This is a genomic window from Mesorhizobium sp. CA15, assembly GCF_020165215.1.
Lineage (GTDB): Bacteria > Pseudomonadota > Alphaproteobacteria > Rhizobiales > Rhizobiaceae > Mesorhizobium.
Genome location: NZ_JAIUHQ010000003.1, coordinates 91,465 through 113,227, shown reverse-complemented (window position 1 = coordinate 113,227; position 21,763 = coordinate 91,465). Strand labels below are relative to the sequence as shown.

Sequence of the window (21,763 nt, the reverse complement as noted above, 5' to 3'; positions counted from 1 at the left end):
CGGCTCGATCGGCGATGACGCTGACTGTCCTCAACGTCGCCTACCCCCTCGCGCCTGTCGGGCCGGATGCGGTCGGCGGCGCCGAGCAGGTGCTGTCGGCGCTGGACCGGGCGCTGGTTGAGAAAGGCCACCGGTCGGTTGTCGTCGCCTGCCATGGGTCAAAGACGGCCGGCGTCCTGGTGGAAACACCGGCCGAAGCAGGCGTGCTCGATAAGGCGGCGAAGGACCGGGCCCAGCAGGCGCATCGCGACGCGATCGCGGCCGCCCGGGCGCGCTGGCCTATCGACGTCGTTCACCTCCACGGCATCGACTTCGATGCCTATCTGCCCACCGACGGCCCAACCTTGGTGACGTTGCACCTGCCGCTGGGCTGGTATCCCTCCGAAGTGCTTGGGCCGTCGCGCGAGGACCTGTGGCTGCACGCGGTCTCGGAGGCGCAGCACCGGACAGCGCCGGCAGGGTCGAGGCTTGCGAAGCCTATTCCAAACGGCGTCGATATCGATGCGCTGAACGAGTCCCGGCTGCGGCGCGATTTCGCTTTGGTGCTCAGCCGCGTCTGTCCCGAAAAGGGCATCCATCTCGCAATCGAGGCAGCCAAGCGCGCCGGCACTCCCCTGGCGATCGCCGGCCACGTCTATCCCTATGAGACCCATTTGCGCTATTTCGCCGACGAGGTCCGTCCTCGTCTCGATCGGCAGCGGCGTTTTCTCGGGCCGCTGGGGTTTCGCGCCAAACGGCGGCTGCTCAACGCCGCCCGCTGCCTGGTCGTCCCCAGCCTTGCCGCCGAAACAAGCTCGCTTGTCGCAATGGAGGCGCTTGCCTGCGGCACGCCGGTCGTCGCTTTCCCGAATGGCGCCCTTCCCGACGTCGTCCAGCATGGCAGAACCGGATTTTTGGTCAATGACGTCGAGGAGATGGCTAAGGCCATCGTCCATTCTGGAGCGCTGGACCATGAGACCTGCCGGGCCGAGGCGCGCCGCCGCTTCTCGCTTGAGCGCATGGTCACATCCTACATGGATGCTTACGAAGCGCTGGCCAAGCTTGGCACCCGCCGCACCTTGCTGGGAATCGCGTGATGGGCGGTCTGCGCACCGAGATCATTCGCGATCCAGGGACGTTCGAGGACCTCGAGCCGTGCTGGTGGCAGCTCTGGGGGCGGAGCATCTCGGCCACGCCGTTCCAGTCTCCTGCCTGGCTCATCCCCTGGTGGCGTACATTCGCGCCAGGCGATCTCACCGCAATTGCCGTGTGGAGCGGAGACGAACTCGCCGGACTGGCGCCGCTCTATATCGAAAGGCATGATGGCGGTCAGCGCATGCTCCCCATCGGAATTTCGCTGAGCGACTATCTCGACATTTTGTGCGCGCCGGAACTGGAGGCGGAGACCGAGGCCGCCATAGCCGAAGCGGCGCTGTCGCTGGAATGGTCGCAGTGGATCCTGCCCGATCTCTCGGCCGACGCCATATCGCTGAGCCTTGAGCTGCCGAATGCCGAAGAGCGCCGGTCGATGGCGCACGCGGCCTGTCCTGTGCTGTTGCTCGACGGCGATCGGACTCTGGCCCGCTCGGTTCCGGCGAGACGGAGGCGTCAGTTGCGCCGCGCCGAGAGAGCTGCCCGGCGAAGAGGAGCCGTCATTGTCAGCCGCGGCGAATCCGATCCGCAGACATTTCTCGACAGGCTCATCCGACTGCATGGCGCGCGCTGGACCCGCCATGGCGGTGGCGTCCTGTCCGACACGGCTGTGGAATTTCATCGCCGGGCCCTGCCGCGGCTTGCCGATAACGGCATGGCGCGATGCTTGACGATCCAGATCGACGATGCCGTCGTCGGCGCCTATTACGGTTTTCATCACCGCGACCGGGCCTATGCCTATCTTGGCGGTTTCGATCCGGCCTATGCCGACGAAAGCCCCGGCGCGATTCTGATCGGGCATGCCATCACCGGAGCCGCCAGCGAGGGCGCACTGGAGTTCGATTTCCTGCGCGGCAGGGAAGGTTACAAATATGGCTGGGGCGCGAAGGACCGCTGGACGGCGCAGAAGGTCTGGACCAGGAGCGCATCGCCGTGAACGTCGCGAGGCAACCCGGCGCGATTGCCAGGCGCCTGCTCGAGGATTGCATGACGGACGGCCTTTCCGTCGACAACGCGCTGGCCAGATTGGCCGTTTATACCGAGAAGACGACCAGCGCGGCGCAACTGGCGGATATCGCGCTGGACATGCGTCCAAGCCATGCTCTCCGGCGATGCTGGCTGGAGGAGGTCGCCACGATGCTGCGTGGCAAGGCGGACGCCTTCGACAAGGTCCGCAGAGCGGCTGCCTGCGTGTCGCATGACTGGCCGGATAGCGAACCGACCGCCATGACCGTCAAACGGCTGGCCGGCAGCTTCGATCGGGCGGCCGCCATATCTCCCGCGGCCAGCGTCCAGTTGTCCTCGCTTGGCGACGAGCACAGGCTGTCGACCACCACCGCCGAGATTGTCGCATGGCTGGAACAGCAGGGCTTCGTTGGTGCCCATAAGGACATACTCGACATCGGCTGCGGCATCGGGCGTCTCGAACATGCGCTCGGCACCCACGCAGGATATGTCGTCGGCATCGATATCTCGTCGCGAATGATCGAAATCGCGCGCCGGCGATGCGCCGGCCTTGCCAATGTGGAATTTCACCTGACCTCAGGCCTTGATCTCGGTGATTTCGCCGATGCAAGCTTTGACGGCGTGCTGGCCCTGGACAGTTTTCCTTACCTGGTGCTCGCCGGGATTGCCGAGCGGCATTTCATCGAGATCGCGCGCGTGCTGCGGCGGGGAGGAATGGCAGCGATCCTCAACTATTCCTATCGGACATCGCCGGGTATCGATTCCGGCGACATCAGCCGTCTTTCTCATGCATGCGGCATGGACCTCGTGGTCGACGGCGAAATGCCGTTCGGCAGTTGGGACGGCATGGTCTTTCTTGTCCGTCGTGACGGCGGAACATAACGCACCGGCGGCAGTTCGGTCACCGAACAGTTCCAGGCCAGCAGAACAGGGAGAAGCAGATGGCATCCGGCGGTAAGAAACAGATGGGCCGCGGCAGCCAGGGCAAGGGTTCCGGAACCGGAGCCAAGACGACGCTTGCAAAGGACATGGTCGGCGAGAACGACGTGCTGTCCAACCGGGACAAGAAGCAGCACACCGAGCAACGAGGTCTGGACGGCAACCGGATCAAATCCGATCAGTATCAGGATCACGCTGCGAACCGCCTTCCCAAGGATTGAGCTGATGTTTCCAGATCACCTCTTGCCGCAAAATCCGGGGACAACGGACCGGAAACCCCACAGCCTGCGGCAAGCGCCTTGCATAGGCCGGTCGGCTATGCCTCTGTGAGATTTGAAGGGGCCTCTGTTTGTTAAGAGAATGCCATGTCTCACAGGAGTCAGCGCGACCTTTGCGCCCGGGTAATCCAGAGCTTGGACCAGGAGATCGCATCGCTGCTGAACGCTATCGAGCGGGAGGAGGTCCCTGACCGGCTGACAAGGCTTGCACTCGAACTGCAGAACGCTCTGATCGAAAAGCGCAAAGGCGACATGGCGGGTGAGCGCGGTTGAAGATGTCACCAGCAAGGATGCGGCATTCCTTGGAGACGGGAAGGCACGATATCGCTCGCTGTCGCGTGATCGGTGGAACCTTAACATAAGTTAGTCGTTGTAGCCGATTGGGGATCATCCCGATGGCTGGCAGAACTCCGGAAGTGGACGAACTCGTTCGGCGGCTGGTCGCGCAGACGGGCATCACCGAAGCGCAAGCGCTCGAACTTGTTTCTCTGCTCGGTCTGAATTGGGCCTCGTTGATGAGAGAGGCCAAAGTCATGACAGCAGCCCAGCGCCGGTAGGATTTAGCGCCTCGCGCCCTCTGTATCCCAATGATTGTCCGAAAGTTGACGTCGTGGCTCGATCAGCGCTTGCGGCGAGCTTTCTCCGAGGAATTCCAGAACGCCGGCACGGGCGCGGTTGAGGCGGCTTTTGACGGTGCCGACAGCGCAACCGCATATTTGCGCGGTTTCTTCGTAGCTTACGCCCAGTACGCCGATCAGCATCAAGACCTCACGCTGATGGGACGGCAGCTTCTGGATGGCTTGATGCACTTCCCTGCTTTGCACGGACCAATCCTGGGACGGTTCCGAAATCGGCCGGCTGGAGGCGCAGTCGAGCAGCCCGGGGGCCTCCCTGGCCGCCGCTTTGACACGCGTGTAGTGCGTGTTGCGCATGATGGTGAAGAGCCAGGACTTCAGGCGCGTGCCGGGCTCGAATTTGTCCAGGTTGGAGAGCCCTTTGGTCAACGTTTCCTGCACAAGATCGTCGGCATCGTCGGGCACGCGACAGAAGGTTCGCGCAAAAGCCCGCAAGGCAGGAATGAGGGTGACGATGGAGATCTCCTCGGTGCTGGGGTTCGGCAGATTATGCTCTCTGAATGACAATGTTCCGGCCCCAGCAAGTAGGAATTACGCAGTGCAGACTAGGGAGAATGTTTGAGAAATCGGAACGTTCCTGTTTTCCATCGCTCGGCCAAACTTTTGGTGAGGTGGCGTGATCGAAGGGAGCGGCAATATTCAACGGGCCGCCTCGATCTTCGGTTCCTCGATATACCAAGGCATGGAAATGATCACGATGTCCGATCCGCCGAACTCGAGCAGTTTGGCGTGCAATCGGCGAGCGCGCTGCGTATGCAGCATATATTGCCACCAATTGGGCGGCACGACCTCTGGGAGCAGCACCGCAATGGTGCGGCCGTCGAACTCGCCGCGCAGCGCCTTGATCTCCTTCAATAACGGCTCGTACATCAGCCGGTAGTCGGCATTGAGGAGAAGCAGGCGTGGCGGGCGCAGGCCAGCCGCCCTCGCCGGCGCTTCCACATCCTGCGACCACCTCCCGCGAATTGCGCGCTCTTCGTCGCTCTCTTCACCCGACAGCCGCGCCACATGGACGGCGATGACATCTTCGGACAGGTGAAAGGCAAAGCTGAGCGCCTTGTCCGCCATCCTGTTCCATTGCTGGGTCACAACAAGAACGACTGGGGGCTCGGTGCTGCTCACATCGACTTTCCCGGGCTCGCGCAGACTTGCCTCGAGCTGGTCGTAATAGCGCCTCACCAGCCGCAGCAGGAGGATCACAACCGGGATGACGATCACCGTGATCCAGGCGCCCTCCCTGAATTTGGCGACGACAATCACGATGAGCGCCAGCGCGGTGACTATGCCGCCGAACGCGTTGATCGCCAGATGCATCCGGTTGCCCGTCCGGCTCGTATCCTTGGTCGTGCGAAGCGCCCTTACCCAGTGCATCACCATCCCGGTCTGCGACAGCGTGAAGGTCAGAAAGGCGCCGATGGCGAAAAGCGGGATCAGACGGTCGGTGATGCCGCCGAACACGACCAGCAGCAGTCCTGTCGACGAGGCGAGGTAAAGGATGCCGATGGAGAAAACGAGCCGGCGGCCAACCATGGCGAAGGGCTTGGGAAGATACCCGTCTTCCGCCACCATGCGGCAAAGGCGGGGGAAATCGACGAAGCTTGTATTGGCCGAAAGCGCCAGCACGCAAAGCAGGCTACCGATGGCGACATAGTAGAAGACCCCGTCGCCAACGACGGCATGCGCAAGCTGCGACAGCACGCTCTGATAGCCGTCTTTCTCCTGATCCATCGCACCGATGCGGTAGCGTGCCGACAGGAAGGCGATGCCGCCGAGCAGCAGTCCAAGGATCAGACAGATCGCCGCCAGCGTGCGCCGGCCGTGCCTGACGGGCGGATCCTTGAATGCGGTCATGCCGTTGCTGACCGCCTCTACGCCGGTCATCGCCGTGCATTGCGGCCGAGATTTTCGCGCGAGACGATATAAGCGCCGCCATTGCCGGGGTAAGCGGCGATGGTCTGGCGGTAGGAAAGATAAAGGACCGCGAGCAAACCGACTATGGCGCCCATGATCGGACCGATATAGCCGAGACCCGCCGCGCCGAGCGGGATCAGGATCGTGAGCGCCGCTTCCGGCCCATAGGCCGACGAACCCAGCCCATCGAGGCCCATTGCCGGCACGCCCTCGAACACGCCGATCTTGCGTTGCGACTGTTCCTGATTTGCCAGGCGGCGGCCGAGAATCCAGGCCAGTATCGACATGTCGTTGTCCCGAGAAACTTCTCCCGAATAGCGCGGGGAGAAGAATGTTCCTCGGCTGCGCCTTCCGATTCTGAGGGCGGGCGGGAATGGGCCGGTCGCTAGGAATCACCGGCCGCGAGCGGATCTCGGGGCGCTATGGGGCGGTCGCGCAGCGCGAGCGGCTCGGATTGCTTGTCTGCTTGGTTTCAGCGACTGTGGCATCAAGTGCGGCCACGCACTTCAATGCCAGCCGGGCAGCTCCCTCAGCTGCATTCGTCGGACTTGCGAAGCGCATGAACATGAACGTCGTTGTTGACGATCTGCGCGCACTCATTTCTTCTTGAATTCAAACAGCTCAACCAGATTGCCCGACGGATCTTCCAGAAGTCTGGCGCGACCAGCTCCCGCCTCGCTGATTTCTCCTTTGAATTTGACGCCTGCATCGTTCAACCGGCCGACGACGACATCTATGTCCTTCGTGACGATCATGAATCGGTTCCACCCGCCAGGCTCTGGTTTGCCGCCAGCAGTTCCTCCACTGCCTGCCCCCGGAGCGCTAAGGTAAAGCGTGAGATCATCGCGAATGAGCGCTGCGAACTTGCCAGGGTTGTGCATGTCCACCTCGAACTCGAGGTTATCGCGATAAAACGCGACCGAAGTGTCAACGTCTGTCACAATGTATCGGATGGACGCCATGGCCCGTGCTCCTTTCACCAAAGAAAGTGAACTGGCCGATGGGAATGTGGTTCCTTGGCGATCGCGGCCAATAGTCTGCCAGTCGGCTGATGAGAACACGACCTGGGCGTCTACCGCCTGCGGAGCCGCGTCGCTCGATTTCTATCTGTCGCTGGTCTCCAATCGCTTATACATCCTCCTATCCCATGCCTACGGGCCGGCGCGGCACCACACTGATCGGCGTGAACATGTAGACCGGCTCGCCGCGTTGGTTGAACGCCGTCCACTTGGTCCGGACGAGCCCTTGCTGCTTCGTTTTCGATGGAATGAGTTCGGTCACTTCACCTTCGAGATGGAGGACATCGTCCGGCCGAACGGGGGCGAGCCAGCGCAATTCATCCACACCTATACCCAACAGGGGATGCCGCCCGCTGGCACCAACCTCGACCAACAGACGCATTGCGATCGCGGCAGTATGCCAGCCAGAGGCCGCAAGGCCTTTCAGCGGCGTTAGAGCGGCAGCGGCTTCGTCGAGGTGAATCGGCTGCGGGTCGAACTCCGATGCAAAGCGCTTGATGTCTTCACGCATGATCCGCTTCCCGCGGCTCCTGAAGCGCATGCCCAGTGCGAAATCGTCGAACCACTCAATCGTCGGATTATCCTGGACATGATCTAGGTTCGGGATCGCGGGTTTGGGCTGAGTGTCAGTATTCGTCGTCATGATCGTCTCCGATAGCTTGCAGGGTGGATGCGACGGTGTTGCCGTAGCCCTCGCGGGCTCGAGGCGAGTGGGGGTACAGGCCAGGGCGGAACCATGAGTGATGCCGGGCCGACCGTCGCCGCTCAGGGAGTCAGTTCGAGGATCAGGTTGACCGGCGTCTGCGCGGCGCGCCGCAGGCTGGAAAACCCTGCTTCGCGCGCCACCTTGCGCAGTCGCTCTTCGCCCGCCTGGGCACCGAGGCCGAGCCCGACTTCCTGCGACAGCGAGTTCGGCGTGCATGCCATCGCCGATGCGGCGTAGTACATGCGGCCGATCGGATTCAGGTTCTCCTCCAGCCGATCGCCCGCATAGGGCTCCACCAGCAGCACCTTGCCATCGGGCTTGAGCGCCTCGTGGCAGCGCGCGAGCGCGCCGACCGGATCGCCGAGATCATGCAGGCAGTCCATGAAGCAGACGAGATCGAAGTCTTCACCGTCGAATTCGGTCGCAGACTTGACTTCGAAAGCGATGTTGCCGGTCACGCCCTGCTCGGCGGCGCGCGTGCGCGCGGTCGCGATCGACCCGTGGTGATAATCGAGGCCGATGAAACTCGATTTGGGGAACGCCTGCGCCATTAAGATGGTGGAGGCGCCGTGTCCGCAACCGATGTCGGCAACCCGGGCGCCGCGCTTCAGGCGCTCGACGACGCCATCGAGCGCCGGCAGCCACTCGTTCACCAGACATGCACGATAGCCGGTGCGGAAAAAGCTCTCGGTGCCGCAGAACAAGAGATGGTTATGCGCGTGCCAGCCCAGGCCTTCGCCCGAGCGAAAGGTCGCGACGATCTGGTCTTCGTCGAGCCAGAACGAGGCCGCGACCTCGAAGGCAGATGCCATGAAGATGGGGCTCTGCTCGAGTGCCAGCACCATCGCTTGCGCCGGCGGCAGCGCGTAAGTCTGCTTCGCGGGATCATAGGCGACATAGCCGCCGGCTGCCTGATTGGCGAGCCATTCACGGATATAGCGCTCCCGAATGCCAGTGGCTTCGGCAAGCGCCGTCGAGGTGCAGGCGCCGAGATCGGCCATCGCCTGATAGAGTCCGAGCTTGCGTCCGACATTGACGAGCACGCCGGAAAAGGCGGCGCCGAGGTCAGTAACGACCCGCCCGATGAAAGCTTCGACTTCGCTCGGCGCTGGCGGTGGTGTGAACTGGGTCATGACCGGTTTCCCTTTTGCGTTAGTGTAGCGCGGCCGAAAGCAGCCGCTTTCTGCGCGCCTGAGATATTCGGCAAAGGGAAGCAGGTCTTGATATACTCCGCCAAAGCCTTGCGAGATCGTGCCAATGACGACGGAAAGACGCGCGGCAGCCAAGCTCGCTACGCCGACCATTAATCTGGCCAGCATTGTCTACGGCCTCGACGCCTATATGCGCTCGCGCGGGGGTCATGCAGGCGAAGCCTTGCGCCGTGCCGAGCTCGAGCCGGGGGACCTGACCGACCCTGACCGACGCGTACCGCTCATTCGCTATCTGGAGCTGCTGGAAATCTGCGCTGACGTCCTGGAGGATCGGCAATTCGGCTTAAAGTTCGGAGCTCAGTACGAGCCGCGCCACGCCGGCGTCGTCGGCAACATCGCCTTGGCCTCGCGCACGGTAGGCGAAGCGTTGGAATCCATGGGTCGCTATCTGCCGACCATGGTCGACGCCACGGTTCATGGTGTGGAAGTGAGCGATGGGGTCGCCTTTGTGTATTCCTACTACATTGACCCGCTGATGATGTCGTACCGGCAGAAAGGCGACTGGGCGATCGCTTTCGCGTGCAACCTCATGCGCGTCGGGCTCGGCGATCCACGTTGGACCCCGCAGGAAGTCCTGCTGCCGCAATTGGCGGATGAAACGCCCGCGGAACGCCGCGGTCGCGCGGAGATCATGGGCGATAATATTCGGGTCGGCCACCCCTGGGCCGGCATCCGGTTCGACGCCGGCCTGCTTAAACGGCCAATGGCGACGGCCGATGCCATGATCGAGAGCCTGATGCGCCATTACGGCGATCTTCGGCTCGCCGCTTTGCCGGAACAACGCGGCGCGATCGAGCAGTTGCGGCGCGAGATCGCCCGCGCGCTGGTCAAGGGCGAAATCGGCATCGAGCACCTCGCCAATGCGACTAGCACCTCCGTGCGGACACTGCAGCGGCGGCTGAAGGAAGCCGGCGTGAATTACAACGACCTGCTGAACGACGTTCGCAAAACGCTGGCGTTGAACCTCTTGGAGAATGAGACGCTGGCGCTGGGTGAGATCGCCTTTTCACTCGGTTACTCTGAAGTCAGCGCGTTCAATCACGCCTTCCGGCGCTGGGTCGGCCGATCGCCGGGCGATTATCGCCGCCTGCGAGCGACTCGTTCCAATTCCGCCGCAGAGAAGAATTCAGAACCATCGGCCGCGGGATCGATTTGAATGGCTCCGCTCATGAGGCTTCGAACCGCGGCATGCCGACCGATGGGTACGGCCGCCCCTGCGTCAATTCCGCACTCGGCCAAATTAAGCTCGATGTCACCGAATCGTAGCGCAACTACGACAATTCGCACTTTCTCAAATATCCGCGGTCGCCGGAAGGCGGGTGGCGTCAGGAGAGACCGTAAGAACGATCACAATTCCTGACGGTCTTTTCTCCGTGGCATCCTGCGACTTCTGATCGAACCGTCGGAAGAACCGTCAAATGGATCGGCATGGTTCGTCCGCCGCGAACGTCGACTGCCAGTCAAATCAATGACTTGGTACAAACAACGGCTCGAAGAGACGATGGAGGGCAGATGATCAACGAACTATCCCGTAACCCTCTACTTTCTACGCTATTCCCCTCCAAGCCCACCAGGGTATTCCACACCCCTCACTCCCACTCGATCGTCCCGGGCGGCTTTGACGTCACGTCATACACCACCCGGTTGATGCCCTTGACCTCGTTGATGATGCGGGTGGCGGCGGCGGCGAGGAAGTTCATGTCGTAGTGGTAGAAGTCCGCCGTCATGCCGTCGACCGAGGTGACGGCGCGCAGCGCGCAGACGAATTCATAGGTGCGGCCGTCGCCCATCACGCCGACCGTCTGCACCGGGAGCAACACCGCGAAGGCTTGCCAGATGGCGTCGTAGAGGCCGGCCTTGCGAATCTCATCGAGATAGATGGCGTCGGCCTCGCGCAGGATCTCCAGTTTTTCGCGCGTGATGCCGCCCGGGCAACGGATAGCAAGGCCGGGGCCGGGGAAAGGATGGCGGCCGATGAAGCTTTCGGGGAGGCCGAGCTCCTTGCCGAGCGCCCTCACCTCGTCCTTGAACAATTCGCGCAGCGGCTCGACCAGCTTCATGTTCATGCGCTCGGGCAGGCCGCCGACATTGTGGTGCGACTTGATCGTCACAGACGGGCCGCCGGAGAAGGAGACGCTTTCGATGACGTCGGGATAAAGCGTGCCCTGGGCCAGGAAATCGGCGCCGCCGAGCTTCTTCGCCTCTTCCTCGAACACCTCGATGAACAGCCGGCCGATGGTCTTGCGCTTCTTTTCGGGGTCGGCCTCGCCTTCCAGCGCCGAGATGAAACGGTCGGAGGCGTCGACCAGGATCAGCGGCAGGTTGTAGTGCTGGCGGAACATCTCCACCACGCCCTTGGCCTCGTCCTTGCGCATCAGGCCGTGGTCAACAAGGATGCAGGTCAGCTGCTCGCCGACCGCCTCGTGGATGAGAAGCGCCGCGACGGAGGAGTCGACGCCGCCCGAAAGCGCGCAGATGACTTTGCCCTTGCCGACCTGCTTGCGGATCGTCTCGACCGCGTGCTCGCGATAGGCGCGCATCGTCCAGTCGCCCTCGATGCCGGCGATGTTGTGGACAAAGTTCCTGAGCAGCCTGGCGCCGTCCGGCGTGTGCACCACTTCCGGATGGAACATGATGCCGTACATCTTGCGCTCGATATCGCCGAAAATGGCGAAGGGCGAGCTTTCCGACTTGCCGAGCACCTTGAAGCCCGGCGGCAACTCGATGACCCGGTCGCCGTGACTCATCCACACCTGGTGGCGCTGGCCAGGCGCCCACAGGCCTTCGAACAGCGGGCTCTCCTTCTCGATCTCGACGAAGGCACGGCCGAACTCGCGGTGGTTGGAGCTTTCGGCGACGCCGCCCATCTGCACGCAGAGCGCCATCTGGCCGTAGCAGATGCCGAGCACCGGCACGCCGGCGTCGAAGACCACCTGCGGCGCACGCGGGCTGCCGATGTCGGTGGTCGAGGCCGGGCCGCCCGACAGGATCACCGCTTTCGGCTTGATGCGCTTGAAGGCCGCTTCGGCCGACTGGAACGGCACGATCTCGGAAAAGACGCCGGCCTCGCGGATGCGGCGGGCGATGAGTTGCGTGAACTGGCTGCCGAAATCGACAATCAGAACGGTGTCGGGATGATTGGCTGTCGTCGTCATGGCGAGCCTTTAGAGAAAGAAACGAGTCGGCGCAATGGGTTGCGCGCGGTCGCGCCGTTCACTTCGATGCTGGTGCTTCTCCCTGCTCGGCGTCAAGTGAGCGCAAGGCGTCCATCAGCGCCGCGAACCGCTGCTCGCCGATGCGATCGATATAGCCGCGTTCGATCTGAAGCTTGATGCGATCGCCGTCGCGCAAGGCATCTAGGCCTTTGCGCGTATAGCGCACGAGCTTGCCGCGCCCGTCCCGGGGATCGGGCAATCGCTCCAGCACGCCTTCCGCCTCCAGGCCGTCGAGCAACTGTTGAACCGCTTGCTTGGAGGTGGCCGCGCGCTCAATCAACGCCGACTGGCGCGTGCCGTTGCGCGGGATGTGTCCAAGCAGGCCGGCGCGCGCTTCGCTGAACCAAGCGTGGCCGGCGGCCCGCATGGCAGCGGCGAATTCCGCCTGCCAGGCACGGCTCGCCTGCCACAGCCGCCAACCGACGTGATTGGGCAGCCCATCGTTTTTTTCGTCAAGCTCCTTGACCATCTAATTCGAACTCCGTATGGTCAAGATACTTGACGATATTCTGGGCGTCGAGGCCATTCGAGAAACGCAAACCCCGCGGACAGGAACAATGACGATACTGAACAGGGACACGCTGGCCATTATCATGGTCGGAACCACGCATGTCATCGACATGGGCGGCAAGAACGCCTTCATCCACTATGAAACCGACGATCGGGCGCACATGCTCCTGCCGGATGGCACGCGCTTTCACGGGACCTGGACGCTGCTTGACGACGGCTACAAGGTCGAATGGAAAAACGGCCCCGCCGGCGCGTGGTAACTCGATCATGCAGCGGGGGCAATCGACTATATCGATGCGACAGGAGCCTCCCGTGGACGCATTTCACGCATCGATTTCGGCGATCCACAACGCCTTGCTGCCTGATCCAACCGGCAGTCAGCCACCAAGCAGGCCGCCGCCGATCGCCTGTTCCAGCAGGGCGACGGCCGCGGCGAGCTTCTCGTCGATGACGTGCAGATATTCCGTCCAGTCGTTGACGTGCCTGAGATCGGCCGCGCCGTCGGAAATGCCGCGGAGCCCAATCAGCGGCAAACCGAACAGCTGGCAGGCACGCAGGCAGGCAAAGGTCTCCATGTCGACCATGTCGGCATCAATGGCGTCATATGCAACGCCGGAGACGATCGCGCCGCCGGTCGAGAGCGTGGCGGTCTTGATGCCTGGAATGACGAAGGGCAGCGGCACCGACACCGGCAGGTCGAGGAAAGGCGTCGCGCCCTTCTCGAAGCCGAGCGGCGAAGCATCCATGTCGCGATAGCTCACCGACACGGCCTGGTAGATCTCGGTCTGCTCCAGCCTGCGGCTGCCGGCCGAGCCCAGCGAGACGACCAGGTCCGGAAGCGCGCCTTCAGCCTTCAACGCCGCGAGCTCGGCGCCCAGCCTGACCCCGGCCTCGACCGGACCAACGCCGGTCATCAGCGGTGTGAACAGGTTCTTCAGGTGCGGGCCGTATTCGGCCTCAGCCGCCATGACGAAGAGAACGGATTTTTGCGACAGGCGTGACACTTCGACAGTCATGAAGCTTTACCCCTATTTGCTACGACGACGCGAAAGGGACAACGTGCCTCGCCGCCTGCCGGCCCTTCGCTATGGCTCCGGGCGTTCGTCGCTCGAAAAGCCCATTTGGGAGCTTTTCGTCCGCTGCGCGGACCGCTCCTCACCCCTCTATCCCGTCGCGGCCGACCACCGTCATCATCGTGCCGGTCATGGTGGCGATCAGCTTGGCCTCGCCGTCGGCGGCGAAGGCGTAGGCCTGGCCGTCGGCGACGATGATGGTGCGACCGGGTTTGGTCACGGAGCCGCGGAACAGGAACCGCTCGCCCCTGCCCGGCGCGAGCAGGTTCACCTTGAACTCGATGGTCAGCACGCCGGAATTCTCCGGCATCAGCGAAAAGGCCGCGTAACCGCAGGCGGAGTCCAACGCCGTGGAGATGACGCCGGCATGCAGGAAACCGTGCTGCTGGGTCAGCGAGGCGGAATACGGCATCTCGATCTCGATGATGCCAGGCGTCACCAGCGTCAGCTCGGCGCCGATTGTCGCCATCGCCTCCTGGCGGGCAAAGGACGCCCTGACGCGTTCCTCGAAATCCGGAGCGGGTACGATCTTGGCTGCCGCCATGGCGCTTTGCCTCACATTGCTGGCGAAGTTTATTGCAGAGCCAGGCAAGACAGGCAATCTTTTATGCTGCAGCGCAGCAAAAGCCGGCGGTGTTCAGTCGGTCCTGCGCAAGGCATGGAGATAGAACCCGTCGGTGCCGCTGAGCGCCGGCGACAGCGAGATACCGCCGGTATCAGCAATGCGCGCGGCCCCTTCATGGCCCGGGAAGCGGCTGTCCCACAGCTGGCGATGATCGACCGGCGCGAAGCCTTCATGGCGCGCGCGGAACGCGGCGACCTGCTCGCCGTTCTCGGCGTCGAACACCGAACAGGTGATGTAGACCAGCAGGCCGCCCGGCTTGACGAAGACTTGCGCGGTGTCGAGGATCGCCTGCTGCTCTGCCTTGCGGGCATCGAGCTGCCTTTCCGTCAAACGCCATTTGGCGTCGGGCCGCCGCCGCCAGGTACCGCTGCCGGTGCAGGGCGCGTCGATCAGCACGATGTCCATATGGTTGGTGAGTGGCGCAAGCTCCGCGGGCTTGCTGACGACCTGGACGTTGCGGTTGTGCGAGCGTCGGATGCGCTCGAAGATCGGCGCCAGCCGCACCTTCTCCGCATCATGGGCGAAGAGCTGGCCCCGATTGTCCATCTCGGCCGACAGCGCCAGCGTCTTGCCGCCGGCGCCGGCGCAATAATCGAGCACCTGCATGCCGGGCTCGGCGCCGGCAAGCGCGGCGGCAAGCTGCGAGCCTTCGTCCTGCACCTCGAACCAGCCTTTCTGGAAGGCAGGCTCGGCCTGCACGTTCGGATGCCGGCCGTCGCCGTCGATCGGCGGGATGCGGATGCCATGCGGCGCGATCGCCGTAGGCGCGGCACCGGTGCCCTGGAGCTCGGCCAGCACCTTGGCGCGATCGGCCTGGAGCGTGTTGACCCTCAGGTCCAGCGGCGGGCGCTGCGCCAAGGCGGCGCCTTCCCTGACCCAGGCGTCGCCATAGGCTTGCTCGAGCAGCGGCGCGCACCAGTCCGGGATATCGGCCCGTACCACATCGGGGGCCTCGCCAAGCCTGCGCTCGGCAGTCGCTTTCAACTCGGACGCGCTGAGCAGCGGCGGCGCGAATTTGTCGCCGTCCAGCGCATCGTTGAGCGACTGCGCCGTCTGCCCCCACTCCAGCAAAAGCGCGCCGAAGCCGATGGCGCGCGGCGTGTCCTCGCCGAACAGCCAACCGGCCGAGCGTTTGCGGCGCAGCGCATCATAAACGATGTTGCCGATCGCGGCGCGGTCGCCGCCGCCGGCGAAACGATGCGACAGGCCCCAGTCGCGCAGCGCGTCGGCCACCGGCCGGTGACGCCGGCCGATGTCTTCCAAAACCTCTATCGCCGCCGCCAGCCTTCCGCCCAGTCGCATCCCGTTTTCCGTAGCTGTTACAAATCGGTTCCAGCCCGCTCATAAAGCCTTTCCGGCCAGGATTGAAACAGTTCCGTTCGGTTTGCCGATGAAATGGCGTTTCAAGACCGGCCCATTTGGCCGAACGATTTTTCCGTTGGTGGGAGCCCGAGTCAGGAAACAAGAACAATCGATCAGAACATGAAAGACTTCTAATGTTCTTGATTGACGCCTGCAAGAAAACCAACCGGCTTAACCTCCAAGCTTTTCAAGTGTTTCCGGCAGGAATACTCTTCCGGTAGTGATTCGCGACGCGGGAAACGCGGATTCGACGGATCCTATGAGGAGAGGGCAATGAAGACTTATCTGGCAGAAGTTCTCGGCACGTTTTTGTTGGTGTTCATCGGCACCGCGTCCGTGGTCACGGGCGGCTTCGGCGGCGCGCTGCCGCTCGGACAGGAAGGCATCGGCCTGGCGTTCGGCATCGGCCTGATCGCCGCGGCCTATGCGATCGGCCCGATCTCGGGCGCGCATCTCAATCCGGCGGTGACGCTCGGCGTGTTCCTGGCAGGGCGGATGCCGGCCAAGGACGTCGTCCCCTACTGGATCGCGCAGATCATCGGCGCCATCATCGCCTCGCTGGCGCTGTGGATCATCGTTTCCGGCCAGGTCGGCGGCCACACCGGCGGCTTCGGCGCCAATGGCTGGGACGAAACGAAATGGGGCATGAGCTCAGCCTTCCTGTGGGAGCTGATCGGCACCTTCACTTTCGTCACCGTGATCCTCGGCGTCACCAACGCCAAGCACACCACCGCCTTTGCCGGCCTGGCCATCGGACTGACGCTGGCGGGCATCCACTTCGCCATGATCCCGGTGACCGGCACCTCGGTCAATCCGGCGCGCTCGATCGGCCCGGCGCTGTTTTCGGGCGGTGCTGCGCTCAGCCAGCTCTGGCTGTTCATCGTCGCGCCACTGGTCGGCGGCGCGATTGCCGGCGTCGTCGCCAAGGCCGGCGTCTTCGAAAAAGACTGACCGCAGTTCGATAAAGTAAAAGGCGCGGGCATGACCCGCGCCTTTTTGCTTGGGAGGTACGACTTTATCTCGCGATGTCGAAGCGGTCGGCGTTCATCACCTTCGTCCACGCCTTGACGAAATCCTTGACGAACTTGGCCTTGGCGTCGGCCGAGGCGTAGACTTCGGAGAGCGCACGTAGCTGCGCGTGCGAGCCGAAGATCAGGTCGGCGCGGGTGCCGGTCCACTTGACCTCCTTGGTCTTGCGGTCGCGCGCTTCGTAAACCTCGTCCGAGCCCGGCTCTGACCCGGCCGCCGGATCCCAAACGGTCGCCATCGAGAGCAGGTTGACGAAGAAGTCATTGGTGAGCTGGCCAGGCCTGTCGGTGAAGACGCCATGCTTGGAACCGCCGGCATTGGCACCGAGCACGCGCAGGCCGCCGACCAGTACCGTCATTTCCGGCGCGGTCAGCGTCAGCAACTGGGCGCGGTCGACCAGCATCGCTTCGACCGACATCGGCAACCTGCCGCGGGCATAGTTGCGGAAGCCGTCTACCTTCGGCTCCAGCGCGGCGAAGGAGGCGACGTCCGTCTGCTCCTGCGAAGCGTCCATGCGGCCCGGCGTGAAGGGTACCTTGACTTCCGTGCCGCCGTCCTTCGCCGCCTTCTCGACCGCGGCGACGCCGCCAAGCACGATGAGGTCGGCGAGCGAGACCTTCTTGCCGCCGGCCTGCGCGGTGTTGAACTCCTTCTGGATGGCTTCCAGCTTGGCCAGCACCTTGGCGAGCTGAGCCGGCTCGTTGACCTCCCAGTCCTTCTGGGGCGCCAGACGGATGCGGCCGCCATTGGCGCCGCCGCGCTTGTCCGAGCCGCGAAAGGTCGAGGCCGAGGCCCAGGCGGTCGAGACCAGCTCGGAGACCGACAGGCCGGAGGCCAGGATCTTCGCCTTGAGCGCAGCGATGTCAGCCTCGCTCACCAGCTCGTGGTCGATGGCCGGGATCGGATCCTGCCAGATCAGCTCTTCCTTCGGCACGAGCGGACCGAGATAGCGCACCACCGGGCCCATGTCGCGATGAGTGAGCTTGAACCAGGCGCGGGCGAAGGCGTCGGCAAACTGGTCCGGGTTCTGGTGGAAGCGGCGCGAGATCTTCTCATAGGCCGGATCGAAACGCAGCGCGAGGTCGGTGGTGAGCATGGCCGGCGCGTGACGCTTGGAGGGATTGTGCGCGTCCGGAACAGTGCCGGCGCCGGCGCCGCCTCTCGGCGTCCATTGATGCGCGCCGGCCGGGCTCTTCGTCAGCTCCCATTCATAGTTGAAGAGGTTGTCGAAGAAATTGTTGCTCCATTTGGTCGGCGTCGTCGTCCAGGTGACCTCGAGGCCCGAGGTGATGGCGTCGCCGGCAATGCCGGAGGCATATTTGCTCGACCAGCCGAGGCCCTGCGCTTCGATGCCGGCGCCTTCCGGCTCGGCGCCCACCAGCGAGGCATCACCCGCGCCATGCGTCTTGCCGAAGCTGTGGCCGCCGGCGATCAGCGCCACGGTCTCCTCGTCGTTCATGGCCATGCGGCCGAAGGTCTCGCGGATGTCGCGCGCCGCCGCAACCGGATCCGGCTTGCCGTTCGGGCCTTCCGGGTTGACATAGATGAGGCCCATCTGCACGGCGCCGAGATGGCCGCGAAGCTCACGGTCGCCCGAATAGCGCTCGTCGCCAAGCCACTTGGTTTCGGAGCCCCAGTCAACGTCCTGCTCCGGCTCCCACACATCGGCGCGGCCGCCGGCGAAGCCGAAGGTCTTGAAGCCCATCGATTCCAGCGCGACGTTGCCGGTGAGGATCAGAAGGTCGGCCCAGGAGATCTTGCGGCCGTATTTCTGCTTGACCGGCCATAGCAGCCGGCGCGCCTTGTCGAGATTGGCATTGTCCGGCCAGCTGTTCAGCGGTGCGAAACGCTGCTGACCGGCACCCGCGCCACCGCGGCCGTCGCCGATGCGATAGGTGCCGGCGCTGTGCCAGGCCATGCGGATGAAGAGCGGCCCGTAATGGCCGAAGTCGGCCGGCCACCAGTCCTGCGAATCCGTCATGACCTTGTGCAGGTCTGCGATCACCGCATCGAGGTCGAGGCTCGCGAACTCCTTGGCGTAGTCGAAATCTTCGTCCATCGGGTCCGAGAGGTTCGACTGCTGGTGGAGAACGGAAAGGTCGAGCTGGTTCGGCCACCAGTCGCGGTTGGTCCGTGCGGATCCATGCGCCACTGGGCATTTGCCAGCGCTGCTGTCGTCGGTTTTCGCGTCCATCTTAGTCTCCCGATTCTGCCGAGGTTTTGCCGTGGTTGAATTTTGCCGAGGTTGATTTTCCCGAAATTTCGGGGGCAGCCACTGGCCGCGCCAACCTGGAATGATTCCAGACTAGGCCGGCCAGCCGATAAAGACAAATTGCCTTTCCTGTTTCATTTGATAGGATTTTCTTATGATTGGCCTCACCGTCCGGCAAATGCAGTATTTCGACGCGCTGGCGCAGACGCTGCATTTCGGCCGCGCCGCGAAACTCGCCGGCGTCAGCCAGCCGGCCCTTTCCGCGCAGATCGCCGAGATGGAAGAGCGGCTGAACTGCCTGTTGTTCGAACGCGGCGGCAAGGCGGTGCGCATGACCCACGAGGCGCTCGCCCTGCAGCCGCGTATCGAGCGCATTCTGGCGGATATACGTGACGTCGAGACGACTGCCCGGCGCGGCCGCCCGGCCATGGAAGGACGCTTCCGGCTGGGCATCATCCCGACGGTCGCGCCCTATCTCCTGCCGCATGTGCTGCCGGAGTTGAAGAAGCACTACCCTGCCCTGCAGCTCGAACTGCGCGAGGCGGTGACCGCATCCCTGGTCGAGGATGCGACGTCCGGCCGGCTCGATGCCTTCATCGCGGCCTTGCCGCTCGAGCAGCCGGCGATCGTCACCGAAGCGCTTTTTCCAGACCGCTTCTTCCTTGCCGTTCCCGCCGGCGATCCGGCCTTCGCCTCGCCGCCGGTGCCGCCCGAAAGCCCGGCGCTGGAGCGGCTGATGCTTCTGGAGGAAGGCCACTGCCTGCGCGAGCAGGCCCTGGCCGTCTGCGGCAATGTGCGGCCGGTGGCGATGGCAAGCTACGGCGCGACCAGCCTGACGACGCTCCTGCAGATGGTGGCGCATGGGCTGGGCGTCACGCTGGTTCCGGAAATGGCGGCAAGTGCGGCCGGCGTCATGCCGGACCTGAGGATCGTGCCGTTCCAGGAGCCGATGCCGCAGCGCACGATCTGCATGGCCTGGCGGAAGAACAAGGTGCGCCAGGACGAATGCGTGGAGCTGGCGCGGATCATACGCGGGCTGGACCGTGCGGTGCTGGGGGTGTGAGGTGGCTGGTCCATGCCCCTCTCCATCTGCGGCGCCAATGCTCGGCCCACCGCAAATTTCACGGCACAAAGATCAGAAACACATAGGTGAAAAACACCACGACATGCACCATGCCGGTCAGGAACGTCGTTCTTTCGGTGCTGAAGCTCACGCTGCATATGAAAAGCGCCAGCACCAGAAGCACGGCATCGGACGCCGGGAGCCCCAAGGTCAACCCCCTGCCCGTCAGCAGGCTAGCGGCGGCGACTGCCGGTATCGTCAAGCCGATCGTGGCGCAGGCCGAGCCCATCGCGACGTTGAGGCTGCGCTGCAGCTCATTCTTGAAGGAGGCGCGGATCGCCGAGATCGCCTCCGGCATCAAAACCAGCGCCGCGATCATTGCCCCCACAATGCTGTCGGCCTGGGTCACCTTGTAGGCAGCGAGCGCATCCTCCACGCTCGCGGCGACCTGCTCGGCGAGCAGGACAATGCCGACGAGCCCGCTCAGCAGCAGCAGGGTGCTGATCAAAATGCTTCCTTGGGTTGCAGTTCGCGTCGGAGCGTCGTGCGCCTGTCCCTGGACGAAGTCCTCCCGGTGCCGGACGGTCTGGGCGAATACGAAGCTCGCATAGAGCAGCACAGACAGAACGCTTACGAAACCAAGCTGAGCCGCCGAGAACGTGCCGGGATCCGTGGCCTGGGTGTAGGTCGGAAGAATAAGCGTCATCACGGTCAGCGCGATCAGAACCGATAGGTATGCGCTGGTGCCTTGCCGCAGGATCGCCTGCTTGCGGTAGCGCCAGCCGCCAAGCGTGAGACAGATGCCGACCACGCCGGTGGAGGTGATCATCACCGTCGAGAAAACGGACTCGCGCGCCAGCGTCGGGTTGTTTTCTCCATGCAGCATCATGGAGACGATGATCGATACTTCGATTGCCGTCACCGCAAATGTCAACACCAAAGTTCCATAGGGCTCGCCCACGCGCAAGGCGACTGCCTCGGCGTGGTCGAGCACGACGAAAATGGTGGTGAACATGATGGCGCTCGACAGCACCCCAACGAGTATCCTGGCGTTCAGTGACCCTTCGTCGACCGAAAGGCCGCTGCCCCTGACCGCGAAAGCCATAGCCAGCGCCGCCAACGGCATCGTGTAGGAAATCACCGATCGCCCGTAGCCAGTCATCGAAGCCCCCGAATGCCAGGCGTTTGCGCGAACTTAGCGGAAAAGCGCGTGGGGAGCACCTCTCACGGGCATCCTTGCAGCATTCAAAACATGATTGGAGACCGGGCGCCGTTCATGGCGTCGAATGTCTCGATGGCGTTGCGAACCGCCCCACAGAATTTTTCCAGAAGTTCCGGCTCGTTGCCCAGTCGGTGGCGCAGCGAGAAAGGCACTTCCAGCTGCGCTCCCTTCCCCGTCAGCCCTCGGTTGACGATGTTCGAATCCTGGATACCGGGAAAGGGATGGTTATCTCTTTTTGTCTGGAAACCAGCCTCCTGCAGACGCCCGGCTATCTCTGAAACCAGAGCGGCGTCCTTGCCGCCCAGGTAGACTGTCGAGGGATCGTCGCGATCCTGACGGCCGTGGATGGCGACGACGGTGGACTTCGTCCGCAACAGTTCGAGCGCGGTTGCCTCATCAAAGTTCCTGGACGTTATGTGCAGCTCCCGGTTGCTTTCCGGCATGAGCCCTTCAAAGCAATACATATCGAGATCGGCCCCCGCTATCGTCTCGGCGATCAGGGAGGTGCGAGGCTCGATTTTGCCGCCATGCGGGGCCATGACGATGGCACTTCCGGTTCGCGCGCCGCGCCGGACGACGATGCGATAATCTATGTTCTCGATTTTGGCGGCCCTCAGCGCCGCGAAATTTGGAAACTCGTTGTCCATAGATGCCGT

Annotated in this window: 24 protein-coding genes; 10 read left to right on the top strand and 14 right to left on the bottom strand. The window is 63.4% G+C overall.

The annotated features are described in order from the left end of the window. Positions 1-14 precede the first annotated feature (14 nt). From LB515_RS07140 to LB515_RS07115, 6 genes are all read left to right on the top strand, one after another. Positions 15-1,076: a glycosyltransferase gene (locus LB515_RS07140; RefSeq protein WP_224707247.1), complete on the top strand. Its 1,062-nt coding sequence runs from the start codon at positions 15-17 to the stop codon at positions 1,074-1,076. Beyond that, positions 1,076-2,068 (top strand): GNAT family N-acetyltransferase, encoded by a 993-nt coding sequence (locus tag LB515_RS07135; protein ID WP_224707246.1) that lies wholly within the window; start codon positions 1,076-1,078, stop codon positions 2,066-2,068. Before LB515_RS07140 ends, LB515_RS07135 begins: the two co-directional genes overlap by 1 nt. After that, positions 2,065-2,979, top strand: coding sequence for a class I SAM-dependent methyltransferase (locus LB515_RS07130; RefSeq protein ID WP_224707245.1), 915 nt, complete (start codon positions 2,065-2,067; stop codon positions 2,977-2,979). Before LB515_RS07135 ends, LB515_RS07130 begins: the two co-directional genes overlap by 4 nt. A 59-nt stretch (positions 2,980-3,038) precedes the next feature. Then, entirely contained in the window at positions 3,039-3,257 is a 219-nt protein-coding gene (locus tag LB515_RS07125; RefSeq protein ID WP_095768881.1) for a hypothetical protein, read from the top strand. A 192-nt stretch (positions 3,258-3,449) separates the two neighbouring features. Next, the gene (locus LB515_RS07120; protein ID WP_224527667.1) at positions 3,450-3,587 is read left to right on the top strand and encodes a hypothetical protein; all 138 of its coding nucleotides are present in this window, start codon (positions 3,450-3,452) and stop codon (positions 3,585-3,587) included. 122 nt (positions 3,588-3,709) lie between these two features. Next, positions 3,710-3,871 carry a hypothetical protein gene (locus LB515_RS07115; RefSeq protein WP_176477115.1) on the top strand — a complete coding sequence of 54 codons (162 nt, stop codon included), beginning with the start codon at positions 3,710-3,712 and terminating at the stop codon, positions 3,869-3,871. 3 nt (positions 3,872-3,874) lie between these two features. Here LB515_RS07115 and LB515_RS07110 read toward each other — a convergent pair whose 3' ends face one another. From LB515_RS07110 to LB515_RS07085, 6 genes are all read right to left on the bottom strand, one after another. After that, positions 3,875-4,456 (bottom strand): sigma-70 family RNA polymerase sigma factor, encoded by a 582-nt coding sequence (locus LB515_RS07110; protein ID WP_224707244.1) that lies wholly within the window; start codon positions 4,454-4,456, stop codon positions 3,875-3,877. 132 nt (positions 4,457-4,588) lie between these two features. After that, a complete protein-coding gene (locus LB515_RS07105) occupies positions 4,589-5,800 on the bottom strand; it encodes an amino acid permease (protein ID WP_263490213.1) in 1,212 nt (403 codons plus the stop codon). Between the two features lie 26 nt (positions 5,801-5,826). After that, positions 5,827-6,147 carry a hypothetical protein gene (locus LB515_RS07100; RefSeq protein WP_224707240.1) on the bottom strand — a complete coding sequence of 107 codons (321 nt, stop codon included), beginning with the start codon at positions 6,145-6,147 and terminating at the stop codon, positions 5,827-5,829. Positions 6,148-6,456: 309 nt separating this feature from the next. Continuing rightward, positions 6,457-6,822, bottom strand: coding sequence for a VOC family protein (locus tag LB515_RS07095; protein ID WP_224605967.1), 366 nt, complete (start codon positions 6,820-6,822; stop codon positions 6,457-6,459). A 178-nt stretch (positions 6,823-7,000) separates the two neighbouring features. After that, positions 7,001-7,420 carry a MaoC family dehydratase gene (locus tag LB515_RS07090; RefSeq protein WP_224707504.1) on the bottom strand — a complete coding sequence of 140 codons (420 nt, stop codon included), beginning with the start codon at positions 7,418-7,420 and terminating at the stop codon, positions 7,001-7,003. A gap of 224 nt (positions 7,421-7,644) precedes the next feature. Continuing rightward, positions 7,645-8,718 carry a class I SAM-dependent methyltransferase gene (locus LB515_RS07085; RefSeq protein WP_224707239.1) on the bottom strand — a complete coding sequence of 358 codons (1,074 nt, stop codon included), beginning with the start codon at positions 8,716-8,718 and terminating at the stop codon, positions 7,645-7,647. Positions 8,719-8,842: 124 nt separating this feature from the next. On the opposite strand from LB515_RS07085, the gene LB515_RS07080 reads away from it, so the two are divergent. Beyond that, positions 8,843-9,952, top strand: a complete 1,110-nt coding sequence (locus LB515_RS07080) for an AraC family transcriptional regulator (protein ID WP_224707237.1) — start codon at positions 8,843-8,845, stop codon at positions 9,950-9,952. 433 nt (positions 9,953-10,385) lie between these two features. Here the strand turns inward: LB515_RS07080 and guaA are convergent, their stop codons facing one another. Both guaA and LB515_RS07070 read right to left on the bottom strand, forming a co-directional pair. Further along, the gene (gene guaA / locus LB515_RS07075; protein WP_224707236.1) at positions 10,386-11,951 is read right to left on the bottom strand and encodes a glutamine-hydrolyzing GMP synthase; all 1,566 of its coding nucleotides are present in this window, start codon (positions 11,949-11,951) and stop codon (positions 10,386-10,388) included. Between the two features lie 58 nt (positions 11,952-12,009). Beyond that, positions 12,010-12,480 carry a MarR family winged helix-turn-helix transcriptional regulator gene (locus LB515_RS07070; protein WP_224629513.1) on the bottom strand — a complete coding sequence of 157 codons (471 nt, stop codon included), beginning with the start codon at positions 12,478-12,480 and terminating at the stop codon, positions 12,010-12,012. An 88-nt stretch (positions 12,481-12,568) separates the two neighbouring features. Here LB515_RS07070 and LB515_RS07065 point away from each other — a divergent pair, with 88 nt between their 5' ends. Continuing rightward, the gene (locus LB515_RS07065) at positions 12,569-12,781 is read left to right on the top strand and encodes a hypothetical protein (protein WP_224707234.1); all 213 of its coding nucleotides are present in this window, start codon (positions 12,569-12,571) and stop codon (positions 12,779-12,781) included. A 117-nt stretch (positions 12,782-12,898) separates the two neighbouring features. Here LB515_RS07065 and LB515_RS07060 read toward each other — a convergent pair whose 3' ends face one another. From LB515_RS07060 to LB515_RS07050, 3 genes are all read right to left on the bottom strand, one after another. Then, the gene (locus LB515_RS07060) at positions 12,899-13,537 is read right to left on the bottom strand and encodes a 5'-methylthioadenosine/S-adenosylhomocysteine nucleosidase (protein WP_224629518.1); all 639 of its coding nucleotides are present in this window, start codon (positions 13,535-13,537) and stop codon (positions 12,899-12,901) included. A gap of 139 nt (positions 13,538-13,676) precedes the next feature. Beyond that, positions 13,677-14,138: a PaaI family thioesterase gene (locus LB515_RS07055; RefSeq protein WP_140635058.1), complete on the bottom strand. Its 462-nt coding sequence runs from the start codon at positions 14,136-14,138 to the stop codon at positions 13,677-13,679. Positions 14,139-14,231: 93 nt separating this feature from the next. Next, a complete protein-coding gene (locus LB515_RS07050; RefSeq protein WP_224707232.1) occupies positions 14,232-15,521 on the bottom strand; it encodes an RsmB/NOP family class I SAM-dependent RNA methyltransferase in 1,290 nt (429 codons plus the stop codon). Between the two features lie 333 nt (positions 15,522-15,854). Here LB515_RS07050 and LB515_RS07045 point away from each other — a divergent pair, with 333 nt between their 5' ends. Continuing rightward, entirely contained in the window at positions 15,855-16,532 is a 678-nt protein-coding gene (locus LB515_RS07045; protein ID WP_095769152.1) for an MIP family channel protein, read from the top strand. Positions 16,533-16,596: 64 nt separating this feature from the next. Here the strand turns inward: LB515_RS07045 and katG are convergent, their stop codons facing one another. Continuing rightward, positions 16,597-18,804 (bottom strand): catalase/peroxidase HPI, encoded by a 2,208-nt coding sequence (gene katG / locus LB515_RS07040; RefSeq protein ID WP_224707231.1) that lies wholly within the window; start codon positions 18,802-18,804, stop codon positions 16,597-16,599. 172 nt (positions 18,805-18,976) lie between these two features. On the opposite strand from katG, the gene LB515_RS07035 reads away from it, so the two are divergent. Beyond that, a complete protein-coding gene (locus tag LB515_RS07035; protein ID WP_224707230.1) occupies positions 18,977-19,885 on the top strand; it encodes a hydrogen peroxide-inducible genes activator in 909 nt (302 codons plus the stop codon). Positions 19,886-19,943: 58 nt separating this feature from the next. On the opposite strand, the gene LB515_RS07030 is transcribed toward LB515_RS07035, so the two are convergent. After that, positions 19,944-21,047 (bottom strand): calcium:proton antiporter, encoded by a 1,104-nt coding sequence (locus LB515_RS07030; RefSeq protein ID WP_224707229.1) that lies wholly within the window; start codon positions 21,045-21,047, stop codon positions 19,944-19,946. 83 nt (positions 21,048-21,130) lie between these two features. After that, on the bottom strand, positions 21,131-21,754 hold the full coding sequence (locus LB515_RS07025; RefSeq protein WP_224707228.1) for a poly-gamma-glutamate hydrolase family protein: 624 nt from the start codon (positions 21,752-21,754) through the stop codon (positions 21,131-21,133). Positions 21,755-21,763: the final 9 nt, after the last annotated feature.

Excerpts from the sequence above, each read along its gene's own strand:
- LB515_RS07140 (WP_224707247.1), top strand. The coding sequence starts at position 15 with ATGACGCTGACTGTCCTCAACGTCGCCTACCCCCTCGCGCCTGTCGGG.
- LB515_RS07135 (WP_224707246.1), top strand. The coding sequence starts at position 1,076 with ATGGGCGGTCTGCGCACCGAGATCATTCGCGATCCAGGGACGTTCGAG.
- LB515_RS07125 (WP_095768881.1), top strand. The coding sequence starts at position 3,039 with ATGGCATCCGGCGGTAAGAAACAGATGGGCCGCGGCAGCCAGGGCAAG.
- LB515_RS07115 (WP_176477115.1), top strand. The coding sequence starts at position 3,710 with ATGGCTGGCAGAACTCCGGAAGTGGACGAACTCGTTCGGCGGCTGGTC.
- LB515_RS07105 (WP_263490213.1), bottom strand. The coding sequence starts at position 5,800 with ATGACCGCATTCAAGGATCCGCCCGTCAGGCACGGCCGGCGCACGCTG.
- LB515_RS07100 (WP_224707240.1), bottom strand. The coding sequence starts at position 6,147 with ATGTCGATACTGGCCTGGATTCTCGGCCGCCGCCTGGCAAATCAGGAA.
- LB515_RS07095 (WP_224605967.1), bottom strand. The coding sequence starts at position 6,822 with ATGGCGTCCATCCGATACATTGTGACAGACGTTGACACTTCGGTCGCG.
- LB515_RS07090 (WP_224707504.1), bottom strand. The coding sequence starts at position 7,420 with ATGCGCTTCAGGAGCCGCGGGAAGCGGATCATGCGTGAAGACATCAAG.
- LB515_RS07085 (WP_224707239.1), bottom strand. The coding sequence starts at position 8,718 with ATGACCCAGTTCACACCACCGCCAGCGCCGAGCGAAGTCGAAGCTTTC.
- LB515_RS07080 (WP_224707237.1), top strand. The coding sequence starts at position 8,843 with ATGACGACGGAAAGACGCGCGGCAGCCAAGCTCGCTACGCCGACCATT.
- guaA (WP_224707236.1), bottom strand. The coding sequence starts at position 11,951 with ATGACGACGACAGCCAATCATCCCGACACCGTTCTGATTGTCGATTTC.
- LB515_RS07070 (WP_224629513.1), bottom strand. The coding sequence starts at position 12,480 with ATGGTCAAGGAGCTTGACGAAAAAAACGATGGGCTGCCCAATCACGTC.
- LB515_RS07065 (WP_224707234.1), top strand. The coding sequence starts at position 12,569 with ATGACGATACTGAACAGGGACACGCTGGCCATTATCATGGTCGGAACC.
- LB515_RS07060 (WP_224629518.1), bottom strand. The coding sequence starts at position 13,537 with ATGACTGTCGAAGTGTCACGCCTGTCGCAAAAATCCGTTCTCTTCGTC.
- LB515_RS07055 (WP_140635058.1), bottom strand. The coding sequence starts at position 14,138 with ATGGCGGCAGCCAAGATCGTACCCGCTCCGGATTTCGAGGAACGCGTC.
- LB515_RS07050 (WP_224707232.1), bottom strand. The coding sequence starts at position 15,521 with ATGCGACTGGGCGGAAGGCTGGCGGCGGCGATAGAGGTTTTGGAAGAC.
- LB515_RS07045 (WP_095769152.1), top strand. The coding sequence starts at position 15,855 with ATGAAGACTTATCTGGCAGAAGTTCTCGGCACGTTTTTGTTGGTGTTC.
- katG (WP_224707231.1), bottom strand. The coding sequence starts at position 18,804 with ATGGACGCGAAAACCGACGACAGCAGCGCTGGCAAATGCCCAGTGGCG.
- LB515_RS07035 (WP_224707230.1), top strand. The coding sequence starts at position 18,977 with ATGATTGGCCTCACCGTCCGGCAAATGCAGTATTTCGACGCGCTGGCG.
- LB515_RS07030 (WP_224707229.1), bottom strand. The coding sequence starts at position 21,047 with ATGACTGGCTACGGGCGATCGGTGATTTCCTACACGATGCCGTTGGCG.
- LB515_RS07025 (WP_224707228.1), bottom strand. The coding sequence starts at position 21,754 with ATGGACAACGAGTTTCCAAATTTCGCGGCGCTGAGGGCCGCCAAAATC.